Below are 11,353 nucleotides of genomic sequence, written 5' to 3' on the forward strand. Positions count from 1 at the left end.
CCTAATATGAACATTTTGGTTTATGGTGCTGGCACAATCGGTTTGACATACGCTTGGTTACTGTCTAATCAACATCAAGTTACTGTCTTAGTTAGAGAGCATAAGCTGTCGACTTTAGAGCAAGGCTTCACACTTTCTATTAAAGATTTAAGGAAAGATGAACAGGTCTATAAAGAATATCATTTCCAGCCGCCATTGGTGACGAGCATTGCTCAAGACTATGACCTGATTCTCTTAACGGTAAATAGTTTGCAACTAGAGCAGGCATTGAATCATTTGGCGGCTATAAAGGAAAAAGCTCATTTACTTATTTTACAGAATAACTGGAATATCAACTCCAAGATTCCTTCTTATTTGGATAGAAAGCAAGTGTCGTTAGCTTTTCCTTCTTCTGTTGGAGGAGGGCGAAAGAGTGATGGTCGGATCCAAGCTATCATTTTCAAAGAAGCTACGTTACTTGATGATGATTCTTACACATCAGAGTTGTCTCCTATCTTCACAGCTAGTGGGATAGGTATTGATGCTATGCCTGACTTGGCTTCTTGGATGAAGGTTCACTGCCTTCAGGAGGCGGTAATGGCAGGTGCAGTTGCAGAAGCAGAGACTTTTGATGCACTCTTGAAAGATAAAAAAGCAATTCGAAAGATGATTTGCGCTTGGCGAGAAGGTTTAGAACTCTGTCAGCGATATGGCATTCCTAAACATCGTTATAAACCTACTAAATATCTATCCCTGCCCCTATTTCTCTTGGTTCCAGTAATGAAGTTCATGTTGAGTCAGCCTTTGGTTGCTGAAATGGTCACAAATCATATGCATTCAGGCTATGCCGAATGGGTTGATCAATATTTTGAAATCAAAAGAAGTGCTGAGAAAGAAAGCATTCCCATGCCTCAATGGAATTCGTATAGCGACTTCATTGAACAGTTTTTGAAAAACAATTCTTAGCAGGCCTTATTGGCTTGCTTTTTATCTGCTTTCATTTACTTTTTTAAAAATTTAATATAAGTTTTGCCCAAAATAGGGTATAATAATAGACAAGAAAGAATGAGGTGAAATTATGGCATCAAAAATGTTACATACTTGTTTGCGTGTGGAGAATTTGGAAGCGTCTATCGCTTTTTATGCAGAGGCTTTTGGCTTTAAGGAGCTTCGTCGCAAGGATTTTCCAGATTATCAGTTTACTATCGTTTATCTAGGTTTGGAAGGCGATGATTATGAGCTGGAACTGACCTATAACTATGACCATGGTCCTTATGTGATTGGGGATGGCTTTGCTCATGTGGCACTTAGCACGCCAGACTTGGAAGGTCTGCACGCTGAGCACAAGGCCAAAGGCTATGAAGTGACAGATCCAAAAGGTCTTCCTGGCAACCCGCCTAATTATTATTTTGTAAAAGATCCTGATGGCTACAAGGTGGAAGTCATTCGTGAGAAGAGTCTTTAACATCTAGCTGCAGTTAATTTTGCAAGATAAATGATGATTTTTATTCATTTAGGACAGGTGTATGAAAAGACAAAATAACAAGAAACACGGCAAGAAAACACTCATCATTCTCAGCTTGCTAGGTTTAGCTTTTGTTGCTGCTCTATTTCTGGGTGCTGTAAAAATTTACGCTATTTTCCAAGAAAAGGAATTGCAAGAGAAGGTTAGTGTGCTGATTGCCCAAGAAGAGACCTTGCACGCTGAAAATACTGAAAAGCAGAGCAAGATGATTGGCAGCCACTATGTGGAGTCCTTCTATCCTCTACTAGATGGTCAGGTCATGGCAAGCGTCAAGGAGCAGATGGACGCAGATAGCCAGACGATTAAGGATAATCAGAAGAAGGGCGATAAGATTGAGGAATTGACCTTCTACTATGCTGAGGAAAAAGAAACGAGCCTGAAGGATGTTAAAGAAGTGCTGGTGCATCGCAAGGACTATCATGTCAAAGAGATGAAAATCAGCAAAGGAGAAGAGCGGGAGATTGCTGACAGCTACCTCGGTGCAGACGGCAGCCCTTTCACTCTGGATAAGCTCTTTCAGGATCCTGATGCAGCTAAGGAAATCTTCATCAACGAAATTTCCAGCCAGCTGACCTTTAGGCAGGCCGATGAGGCGGTGCAGACGGAAATTCTCAATAACCTTAATGGAACGGAGTTGGGTCAATGGTCTTTCCGCTATGAGTACAGCCATTTTTCTATTAAATTGAGCAAGGAAGTGCAAGGCTTAACCAGCATTGACGTTCCTTTATCTAGCTTTTATGACCAGATCAATGCGGACTATCTGACCGGCGATGACTTGGCAGCTTATCAGAGTTTTGAGGCTAAGAAGCATGTGAAGATGGTTGCTCTGACCTTTGATGACGGTCCAGATCCTAAGACAACACCGCAGGCTCTGGATATCCTCAAGAAATATGATGCCAAGGCGACCTTCTTTATGGTTGGGCAAAACATTGCTGGTAATGAAGCGATTGTCAAGCGCGTGCACAATGAAGGTCATCAGATTGGGATTCATACATGGGACCATCCGGTCTTAACCAAACTTCCTCTGGAGACAGCCCAAAAAGAAATCCTTGATACCCAGACCGCTATTAACAATGTCATAGGCATCAAGCCAACGATTACGCGGCCTCCTTATGGAGCTATTAATGCTACAATCCAAAATTCGGTTGACCAGTCCTTTATCATGTGGAATGTAGATAGTCTAGACTGGAAGACACGCAATACTAAGGCCATTATGCAAGAGATTGCTAAAACCCAGCCAGGCTCGATTATTCTCATGCATGATATTCACCAGACCAGCATTGACGCTCTGCCAAGTGTCCTCGAGTATCTGAAGAATAACGGCTATACTTTGGTAACGGTCGATGAGCTGCTGGAAGGTCAGCTAGAGCCCCATCGTATCTATTATGGTAGAGACTAAGACGGTCCTTGGGTTTAGCTTTTTGAAATTCTTGTTGCTAATAAGTAAAAAAGCTTTGGAAATCTAATGTTTCCAAAGCTTTTTAGTTTAACTTGTTACATAAAGTTCTTGATTTTTTAATACAATTTCACCAACGGGGGCGTATTTTTTTAATGTCTTCAGTTCTTCTGGATGGCTGATGAAGGTGATGACATAGCCCTCCTTGCCCATACGGCCGGTTCGCCCAGAGCGATGGGTATAGGTTTCTAAATCTCGCGGAAGCTCATAGTTGATGACACATTCCAGCGAGTCAATATCAATGCCGCGAGCAACCAAGTCGGTTGCCAGCAAGAGAGTAATCTGGTGTTCTTTGAACTTGTCCAGAATCACCTTCCGGAACTTAACATTGACATCGCTGGCTAGAGAAACTGCGTTGGCTTCACGATACTGGAGCTTTTCCTCGGCGCTTCCTAGGTCTGACAGAGCGTTGAAAAAGACCAGTCCACGGAAATCTTCTACATTGGATAACTTGCGCAGCAACTCCACCTTATCACGTTTTTCAACTTGCATGTAAAAATGCTGGATGTTGTCCAAAACTTGGTCTTCAATGCTGATTTCTAGAGTGTTTTCAGCAATCTTATTGTGGTCGAACTTAGCGGTGGCACTCATATATACCAGCTGGTGGTCACGAGGCGCATAGTGGGTGATTTTATCTACAAAGTGATACTGAGAATCACTGAGCAGCTGGTCAAACTCATCCAAAATGATGGTTTCGACATTCATCATCTTGATTTTCTTGAGCTTGACCAACTCGAAAATTCGCCCAGGCGTTCCGATGATAATCTCCGGACCTTTCTTAAGGCGCTCAATCTGTCGCTTCTGGCTGGAACCGGAGAGCAGGATCTGGGCTGTCAGTCCTAAAGGCTCCGCCCAAGTCTTGCATACCTCAAAAATTTGTCCAGCCAACTCAGTATTAGGAGCTAAAATCAAGAGCTGTTGTGCTTTTCTAGGTGTCAGCTTGAGCAGACTGGGAAAGAGATAGGCCAGAGTTTTGCCAGTACCAGTCGGACTAATTCCCAGCACCGTATCGCCTGCAGAAATAGGCTCAAACATCTTCTCCTGAATAGTTGTCAAATTTTCAAATCCTAGCTGAGCCAGCTGATTTTGCCAACTCGGGGGAAATAGTTCCTTAATCATCATCAACCTCAAATCTAATGCCAGCGTCCTTGCGCATGGCAAATAAGCTTTCGTGAACAGCCGTAGCCGCATTCAACCATTTCTCATAAGCCGCATCCTGTCCGCCCTTGAGCACTCGCGCAAAAGCTTGAGCTTCTTCCAGCATGGTGTGTGAAGCACGCTTGATAGGCAGCACCTCCTCTTGACCATCCAGACATTGGAAAATAGCAGAGCTGATAAATTCAATCCCGTCTAAAGTCAGAGTTCCTTGATCCGTGTATATTTCCGCAGGCAGATTGCTGTTTATATTTTTACCGGCCTGAATCTGAACTTGAAAGTCTGGATAGATGAGACAGCCGGCTCCATTTAAATCAATCGTATTGGCTAGCTGCTGGGCGCTGTAGCGAGCGAAGCGCGGATGGCCGAAAAGTCTGATAGCCGCATAGACTGTATAGACACCTAAGTCCATCAAAGCGCCGCCAGAAAATTTAGCTGAGAAAACATTGGGTTGCTCTCCTGCAAGTAGAGCCTGCATTTTAGAAGAATACTTGGCATAGGTGAAGTTGGCTCCCAAGACGGTCTTGTCCTTGAGAAAATCACTGATTGTATCAAAGGCCTGCTCATGATAGTTGCGGGCAGCTTCAAAGAGATAGACTTGATGCTCGTCCGCCAGCTTGACCAATTCCCGCCATTCTTTGGGACGAGAAACCGCTGGCTTTTCGACAATGACGTGTTTACGAGCCAGAATAGCTACCTTGGCATGATTGAAGTGCAAACTGTTGGGGCTAGCAATGTAGACGACATCGATATCAGACGACAGAAAGTCCAGCATTTCAGTATAGACGGCTGTATTTTCATAGTTTTGCACAAAGCGCTCAGCAGAAGCCAGAGTCCGAGAGTAGACTGCTGCCAGCTGATAGTCGCCTGTTGAGTGAGCGGCCTTGATGAACTCATGAGAAATAGAACCTGTTCCGATGATTCCAAGTTTGAACATAAAAACCTCCTTTTTTCTATTTTTAAGCATGTACTTTTTTTTATTTTAGCTCTTTCATTATAACATGAATTGCGGTAAAATAGATAAGATAACAAGAGATGGAGCTTATAATGCAAAATAGACCTATTATTATTGGTGTGACTGGTGGTTCCGGAGGCGGAAAGACCAGTGTTTCTCGAGCAATTTTGGCTAATTTTCCAAACGAAAAAATTGCCATGATTGAGCATGACTCCTACTATAAGGATCAGACGCATCTGACTTTTGAGGAGCGGGTTAAGACCAACTATGATCATCCTTTTGCCTTTGACACGGACCTGATGATTGAGCAAATCAAGGAGCTCTTGGCTGGTCGGCCTGTGGATATTCCTACTTATGACTATACGGAGCATACCCGCAGCAAAAAAACCTATCGTCAGGAGCCTCAGGATGTGTTCATAGTTGAGGGGATTTTGGTCTTAGAAGATCAGCGCCTGCGGGATTTGATGGATATTAAAATCTTTGTGGACACAGATGACGATGTTCGGATTATTCGTCGGATTAAGCGAGACATGGAAGAGCGTGGACGCAGTTTGGATAGCGTTATTGAGCAGTATTTGGGAGTCGTAAAGCCTATGTACCATCAGTTCATCGAGCCGACCAAGCGCTATGCGGATGTTATCATTCCAGAGGGAGCTTCTAACAAGGTGGCTATTGACCTGATTACGACCAAGATTGAAAAAATCCTTAAGGAAGCCAGAGAAGGCTAGGACACGTAGCTTTCTGCTCCGTCATTTGAGGAAATAAATAGCTGTCAATTTGGCGAATCGCAGTAGCTGCAAGATTTTTGAAATGTAATCTAGCAAGGGGAAGTGGACGGACTGAAATCTATGATTTTCGGAGTCTGGTCACTCCCTTATTTTGTAGGTGGTTTATGAAACAATTTGTAAAAAGAGAGTTTCACTCTCGTTCAAAATTTTTTGCCTGCCTCTTGACCTTTTGTGCAGGATTTATCGACGCCTATACCTTCATTGAGAGGGGTAGTACCTTGGTGGCAGGTCAGACGGGAAACGTCGTTTTTCTTTCGGTCGAGCTTATCAATCAGGAAACCAGCGGAATCGAAGTGAAATTGGCAACTATGTTGGCTTTTATGCTGGGGATTTTTCTGATGACTGTTTTTCAGCATCATTTTGAGCATTCTTGGCGCAGGCTGTCCAGTGTTTTTCCTTTGATATTGACGACAGCTGTCGCTGGATTTTTACCAGCAAATGTGCCTCGTCTCTATATCGTACCACCACTAGCTTTCTGCATGGGCCTAGTTGCGACGGCTTTTGGCGAGGTGGATGGCATTGTCTATAACAACTCTTTTATGACGGGGAATATCAAGAAAACTATGGTAGCTTTTGGCAACTATGCTCGAAACAAGAAAGGGAAAGATTTGAAAGAAGGCCTTTTCTTTGTAGCCCTATTAGCAAGCTTTGTAGTCGGAGCCATCATCTCTACCTATCTGATTCAATTTTACCTCTTGAAGACCATCTGGCTTGTTTCGTTGATTTTAACAGCCTTTCTCCTTTTCCGAGGTGTTCAGTACGTGAGGAGATGAAGTGACTTAATAATTAATTATCCAACTAACAGTTAGGTGTTTTTCTTTTGATTGCTTCAGTATTTTTTTATAAAGGTAAGATGAGATTCTGTCAATCCATTTATGTTATAATAATGTCAGGTTTGAAAGGATGATTTGAAATGAAAAGTAGGAAGAGTGTATTCCTAGTAGTAATTGCTATACTGATAATTATAGGGACGATTATGACAGTTCAAAATAAAAGTTTGTTTACAAATAGAACTACACAGGAGAAAAAGAAAGAGCAAGATCCACGTGAAAAACAGCTGGCTTATCTTAAAAAACATAAGAAGGATATTGAGCAGTATATTAAGTCTTTGAATCCTAAGATAGAAACAGTTCAAATTGATTGGGGACAGACACAATGGGATCAGATAGGAAATGCAACCCCTCAAGGTGGAGGTGATATTGTTCAGGTTTATGGAGGCTTTAATAATATAGAAAAATCAAGCTGGAGTGTTATTATTAGGATTGAAGATGGAAAAATTCTAATTCATTCTATTGGAATTGGTAGTCCTTTACGTATTGGGGGTGAACTTTTTGAGTAATAGCAATTTAAAAACTTTGATAAATTCTATGCTAATTTGGCTTAGTCCGTAAATTTCGTATTTTACAGAATACTTTTTATAAGTATTTTTTTAATGCATTCATGATATAATGATAGTAACTTCTCTTTACTTTGGAGGCCAAATGATGAAAAAAAGCAAAATAGCTATTCTATCAATTGTAAGCCTAACCGCTACTATAGTCATTGGAGGGACGATTATAACAGTTCAAAATAAAAATTTGTTTACAAATAGAACTACACAGGAGAAAAAGAAAGAGCAAGATCCACGTGAAAAGCAGTTGGCTTATTTGAAAGAGCATGAAGAAGAGATTAAGGAGTTTGTAAAATCTCAAAATTCAAAGATAGAATCGGTCCAGATTGATTGGAATCAAACGCGCTGGGAAGATATTGGAAATGGAACCCCACAAGGCGGAGGGGAAGTTGTGAGTATATTTGGTGAATTTAATAATTTAAAAGATTCAGACTGGAATGTCCTTATAGAAATCAAAGATGGAAAAGTTGATTTGGAAAGCATGGGTATCAGCAATGGTATAAGATTAGGAGGTGATCTTTTTGAGCAATAGTGATTTAAAAAACTTTGATAATCTCTATGCAGATTTAGCGCAGTCAGCCAATTTCTAATTTAACTAGAATACTTTTCAAAAGTATTTTTTTAATGCATTCATGATATAATAATAGTAACTTCTCTTTACCTAGGAGGACAAATGATGAAAAAAAGCAAAATAGCTACTTTATCAATTGTAGTGATAACCGCTACTCTAGTTATTGGAGGGACAATCATGACAGTTCAAAATAAAAATTTGTTTACAGACGGAACTAAGCAGGAGAAAAAGAAAGAGCAAGATCCACAAGAGAAACAGCTAGCTTATCTTAAAAAGCATGAAGAAGAGTTGGCTGACTTTGTTAAAGCTTTGAATCCTAAAGTTGAAAGTGTTCAATTTGATTGGGACAGTATGAAAGTTGAAGACATAGGGAACGGCACCCCACAAGTCGTTGGATATATTTTAACTTTGAACGGTAGAATAAATAATAACAAAGACACTGAATTTACATTAGGAATCCCCTTAAACCACGATTCAAATGAAGTTCCTGAGAAGCTGGTTATTTATGAAATGCAGCCGATAAGAATCTTGGAAGGGAATGTGTGGGATATTTATGAGTAACAGTAATTTAAAAACCTTTGATAATTTTTATGCAGATTTAGCACAGTTTGTAAATTTCATATTTTACGGAATACTTTTTAAAAGTATTTTTTTAATGCATTCATGATATAATAATAGTAACTTCTCTTTATCTAGGAGGCCAAATGATGAAAAAAAGCAAAATAGCTACTCTATCAATTGTAGCAATAACCGCTACTCTAGTTATTGGAGGAACAATTATGACACTTCAAAATAAAAATTTGTTTACACATGGAACTAAGCAGGAGAAAAAGAAAGAGCAAGATCCGCATGAAAAACAGCTTGCTTATCTTAAAAAGCATGAAGAAGAGATTAAGGAGTTTGTTAAATCTCAAAATTCAAAGATAGAATCTGTTCAGATAGATTGGAATGAAACCATGTGGGAAGAAGTTGGAAATGGAACACCGCAAGGAGGAGGTGAGGTTGTAATAGTTGGAGGAGGCTTCAATAATATAGAAGGATCGACATGGCAGGTTATGTTTAGAATTAAAAATGAACAAATTGTTTTTGATACTATGATGCAAGGAAGCCCATTGCGAGTAGGAGGTAGAATTTTTGAGTAATAGTAATTTAAAAACCTTTGATAATTTTTATGCAGATTTAGCTCAATCTGCTTACCATGGAAGACCAATTAGATTCCCCTATGAGTCTCAATTGAAAGATAATCAAAAAATATTAGATAATGGTGGCTCTCTAGAATTTGATTTTTCAAATGATGCTTATGTAAGAGATGAAGATGGGAAGATAACAGAAATCACCCCTGGAGGTAAGAAACTCGATAATGATGGCAAAGTTTACCTACAGCCAGATCCAGATTTGCACGTTGAAAAGGGATTAGATTTACCCTTTGTGGATGATAATGATAAGAAAATTGCTGATTATAAAGAGAAAGCAGGTTTAGGACCTTACCAGAAAGGTCGTTTAACTAATGAGAGAGTTGGTTTTAATGCATATTTTCTAACAGATACACCGACCTTAGGTAAGGATACAAAGCATACTTATATGGCTATTCGAGGTAGTGATGGTTTCAATACTGAGAGAGTTAAGAAAGAAGGAATTAAGCCTTTAAATCTGAATGACTGGCTTATTAATGATGCTAATTTTGCTTTATTTGACTCGCATATACCTCAGGCTAGACTAGCAACAGAGGGAATGAAAGCTACTATTGCAGAAATGAGCGAGAAAGCTCCCCAAGCTACGATGGATCTTACAGCCCACTCGCTGGGGACTATGGTGACAGTTCAAGGAATAGCTAATCTGAGCCAACAAGAATTTGATAAAATTGGAAAGGTCGTTCTTTTCGATGGACCGGATACTACCGATAGTTTGAAAAAAATGGGAGTTGATGATGATAGGATTAAAGCAATTAGTGAAAAACTAGAATACTATGTCAACCCTTTTGATATTGTTAGTATGCTTAATCGTGAGAATACAATCTATAATTTAGAGAAACCTGGAGAAAAGCCAACTCGTAAGGAATTGGGAACAGCTCATATAATTGTGCCTCTTCATTATACTCGCTTTGACTTTATGTCTGATAGTGCTCATGATTTTGGTGTTTTTCAGGCAGATGGCAAGGGTGGATTTTTAGTGGCTTCAGAAGATTTTCATCCAGAACTTCTGAGAGCAGGGGAGAAGCTTGCGAGATTAGAAGCGAAATTTTTAGATTTGCTTCGTATGCAAGGTTTGACTGATGATGAGGCGATAAAATTCATGAATGCTGTTGTTGACGTTTCTTCTTTTGGAACGGCAAATTTTGCGCGTGCAGGTATTTCTACATCTGCTTTCTATGAATTTAAGCGGGATTATCAAGCAATCATTGATGAAGCACGTAGAGAGTCGATGAAGTGGGACAAGAAAATGATTCCAAGCTATCAGAAACAGCTTGGAAGTGGCAATCTTACAGGTGAAGAGAGAATTTTAGTTCGTGCTCGTCTCCTTCAGACTGCAGCTCAGTTGGCTATCTTTGAAATAGAAGATAAAGTTAAACATGTCAAAACTTTATTGTCGGATGCCAAGGAATCTGTCCAAAAGATAATTAACGACGCAAGAACAGAGGCAGCTGGCCTTGCTACTTATTTGAGTGACTCAGAAGTGGAGAGTTTATTGATTGATTTTGATATAAAGCACTACTGGGACGATTCGGTTGAAACAAATACAAACACATCCGCAAAAGGCTTCCTGACAGAGATTGAACAGTTAGGAACGACTTTGGTCAGAGCTAGTGGAGATTTTGCAGCAGTCGATACTCAGCAAGCTGAGGATTTCAATAATCTCTTAGCAGATGTGAAAGGATCATGGAGGGTTATTGAAAATGCTTATACCAAATGATGATGCGCTCGTAACTAGAGTGGAGTTAGAGAGACAGTTTAAAGAAAAGATGAAGGAGCAGGAGAGGCAGGCTATCAAGGCTTTGATAGTGGCCAAAGAGCTGCTTATCCTTGCAAAAGGATTAGATCTGGTAGCTCAGCTACAGGCGGCGGCTTTGGATATGAAAAATTATGCTTCTACTAACTATGTCAATGACATTAAGGGTGGATTTGAAGGGAAGGCAGCGCAAGCTGCTGAAACTCATCTAACTCAGACGATGCAGATGCCTTCTTTGGATAGCCCAATTAAGGGTTAGGAGGTGAGGCAATGCTGAATAAAAAGAAGCGTAAGGAACTAGAAGATGAACATGCTCTAAAATTGCGTGAGATTGAGCGAGTAGAGACAGAGTTAGATGCTTACTACTATAAGTTTGATAGAGAGACGAACAAACTCTTAGAGGCGATTTCTTATGCTTGTAGAGAGATTCCTTTGACAGCGGCTCAACCTTATATTTTTCAAATAGAGGATAATCTGGATCAATACCATCAGCAATACAAAAAGCGGATAGACGATGTTCTCGAAGCTCGCTATCAGGAGAACAGACGCTTTCAGAAAAAGCTGGATGAAGAGAGCAAATAAACTATG

At 40.2% G+C, this 11,353-nt stretch carries 14 protein-coding genes; 12 read left to right on the forward strand and 2 right to left on the reverse strand.

Annotated elements, in window-relative coordinates; genetic code table 11:
- Positions 1–6: 6 nt before the first annotated feature.
- From HMPREF9389_RS03865 to HMPREF9389_RS03855, 3 genes are all read left to right on the forward strand, one after another.
- A complete protein-coding gene (locus HMPREF9389_RS03865) occupies positions 7–945 on the forward strand; it encodes a ketopantoate reductase family protein (protein ID WP_002930172.1) in 939 nt (312 codons plus the stop codon).
- Positions 946–1,057: 112 nt separating this feature from the next.
- Complete coding sequence (locus HMPREF9389_RS03860) at positions 1,058–1,444, forward strand: VOC family protein (protein WP_002895748.1); 387 nt, start codon at positions 1,058–1,060, stop codon at positions 1,442–1,444.
- Positions 1,445–1,505: 61 nt separating this feature from the next.
- A complete protein-coding gene (locus tag HMPREF9389_RS03855; RefSeq protein WP_002930176.1) occupies positions 1,506–2,903 on the forward strand; it encodes a polysaccharide deacetylase family protein in 1,398 nt (465 codons plus the stop codon).
- Positions 2,904–2,990: 87 nt separating this feature from the next.
- On the opposite strand, the gene HMPREF9389_RS03850 is transcribed toward HMPREF9389_RS03855, so the two are convergent.
- Together HMPREF9389_RS03850 and HMPREF9389_RS03845 are read right to left on the reverse strand one after the other, a co-directional pair.
- Positions 2,991–4,082 (reverse strand): DEAD/DEAH box helicase, encoded by a 1,092-nt coding sequence (locus tag HMPREF9389_RS03850; RefSeq protein WP_002930178.1) that lies wholly within the window; start codon positions 4,080–4,082, stop codon positions 2,991–2,993.
- Positions 4,072–5,082 carry a Gfo/Idh/MocA family protein gene (locus HMPREF9389_RS03845; RefSeq protein WP_002930181.1) on the reverse strand — a complete coding sequence of 337 codons (1,011 nt, stop codon included), beginning with the start codon at positions 5,080–5,082 and terminating at the stop codon, positions 4,072–4,074. The genes HMPREF9389_RS03850 and HMPREF9389_RS03845 overlap by 11 nt, the downstream gene beginning before the upstream one ends.
- A gap of 80 nt (positions 5,083–5,162) precedes the next feature.
- Here HMPREF9389_RS03845 and udk point away from each other — a divergent pair, with 80 nt between their 5' ends.
- From udk to HMPREF9389_RS03800, 9 genes are all read left to right on the forward strand, one after another.
- A complete protein-coding gene (gene udk / locus HMPREF9389_RS03840) occupies positions 5,163–5,798 on the forward strand; it encodes a uridine kinase (protein WP_009660533.1) in 636 nt (211 codons plus the stop codon).
- A gap of 164 nt (positions 5,799–5,962) precedes the next feature.
- On the forward strand, positions 5,963–6,631 hold the full coding sequence (locus HMPREF9389_RS03835; RefSeq protein ID WP_002930183.1) for a YoaK family protein: 669 nt from the start codon (positions 5,963–5,965) through the stop codon (positions 6,629–6,631).
- A gap of 140 nt (positions 6,632–6,771) precedes the next feature.
- Positions 6,772–7,197 carry a hypothetical protein gene (locus HMPREF9389_RS03830; protein ID WP_002930186.1) on the forward strand — a complete coding sequence of 142 codons (426 nt, stop codon included), beginning with the start codon at positions 6,772–6,774 and terminating at the stop codon, positions 7,195–7,197.
- A gap of 142 nt (positions 7,198–7,339) precedes the next feature.
- Positions 7,340–7,780, forward strand: coding sequence for a hypothetical protein (locus HMPREF9389_RS03825; protein ID WP_419177175.1), 441 nt, complete (start codon positions 7,340–7,342; stop codon positions 7,778–7,780).
- 141 nt (positions 7,781–7,921) lie between these two features.
- Positions 7,922–8,380, forward strand: coding sequence for a hypothetical protein (locus tag HMPREF9389_RS03820; protein WP_002930190.1), 459 nt, complete (start codon positions 7,922–7,924; stop codon positions 8,378–8,380).
- Positions 8,381–8,526: 146 nt separating this feature from the next.
- Positions 8,527–8,961 (forward strand): hypothetical protein, encoded by a 435-nt coding sequence (locus tag HMPREF9389_RS03815; protein ID WP_032906721.1) that lies wholly within the window; start codon positions 8,527–8,529, stop codon positions 8,959–8,961.
- Positions 8,954–10,729, forward strand: a complete 1,776-nt coding sequence (locus HMPREF9389_RS03810) for a DUF2974 domain-containing protein (RefSeq protein ID WP_002930192.1) — start codon at positions 8,954–8,956, stop codon at positions 10,727–10,729. The genes HMPREF9389_RS03815 and HMPREF9389_RS03810 overlap by 8 nt, the downstream gene beginning before the upstream one ends.
- Positions 10,713–11,024, forward strand: coding sequence for a hypothetical protein (locus HMPREF9389_RS03805; protein ID WP_002930193.1), 312 nt, complete (start codon positions 10,713–10,715; stop codon positions 11,022–11,024). The genes HMPREF9389_RS03810 and HMPREF9389_RS03805 overlap by 17 nt, the downstream gene beginning before the upstream one ends.
- An 11-nt stretch (positions 11,025–11,035) precedes the next feature.
- On the forward strand, positions 11,036–11,347 hold the full coding sequence (locus tag HMPREF9389_RS03800) for a hypothetical protein (protein ID WP_002930194.1): 312 nt from the start codon (positions 11,036–11,038) through the stop codon (positions 11,345–11,347).
- Positions 11,348–11,353 lie beyond the last annotated feature (6 nt).

This window comes from Streptococcus sanguinis SK355 (assembly GCF_000212855.1).
Taxonomy (GTDB): Bacteria; Bacillota; Bacilli; order Lactobacillales; family Streptococcaceae; genus Streptococcus; species Streptococcus sanguinis_A.

Bases quoted from the DNA above. Each gene is read 5' to 3' on its own strand.
- HMPREF9389_RS03845 (WP_002930181.1), bottom strand. From the start codon at position 5,082: ATGCTTAAAAATAGAAAAAAGGAGGTTTTTATGTTCAAACTTGGAATC.
- HMPREF9389_RS03860 (WP_002895748.1), top strand. From the start codon at position 1,058: ATGGCATCAAAAATGTTACATACTTGTTTGCGTGTGGAGAATTTGGAA.
- HMPREF9389_RS03805 (WP_002930193.1), top strand. From the start codon at position 10,713: ATGCTTATACCAAATGATGATGCGCTCGTAACTAGAGTGGAGTTAGAG.
- HMPREF9389_RS03815 (WP_032906721.1), top strand. From the start codon at position 8,527: ATGAAAAAAAGCAAAATAGCTACTCTATCAATTGTAGCAATAACCGCT.
- HMPREF9389_RS03850 (WP_002930178.1), bottom strand. From the start codon at position 4,082: ATGATGATTAAGGAACTATTTCCCCCGAGTTGGCAAAATCAGCTGGCT.
- HMPREF9389_RS03865 (WP_002930172.1), top strand. From the start codon at position 7: ATGAACATTTTGGTTTATGGTGCTGGCACAATCGGTTTGACATACGCT.
- HMPREF9389_RS03820 (WP_002930190.1), top strand. From the start codon at position 7,922: ATGATGAAAAAAAGCAAAATAGCTACTTTATCAATTGTAGTGATAACC.
- HMPREF9389_RS03830 (WP_002930186.1), top strand. From the start codon at position 6,772: ATGAAAAGTAGGAAGAGTGTATTCCTAGTAGTAATTGCTATACTGATA.
- HMPREF9389_RS03855 (WP_002930176.1), top strand. From the start codon at position 1,506: ATGAAAAGACAAAATAACAAGAAACACGGCAAGAAAACACTCATCATT.
- HMPREF9389_RS03800 (WP_002930194.1), top strand. From the start codon at position 11,036: ATGCTGAATAAAAAGAAGCGTAAGGAACTAGAAGATGAACATGCTCTA.
- HMPREF9389_RS03825 (WP_419177175.1), top strand. From the start codon at position 7,340: ATGATGAAAAAAAGCAAAATAGCTATTCTATCAATTGTAAGCCTAACC.
- udk (WP_009660533.1), top strand. From the start codon at position 5,163: ATGCAAAATAGACCTATTATTATTGGTGTGACTGGTGGTTCCGGAGGC.
- HMPREF9389_RS03835 (WP_002930183.1), top strand. From the start codon at position 5,963: ATGAAACAATTTGTAAAAAGAGAGTTTCACTCTCGTTCAAAATTTTTT.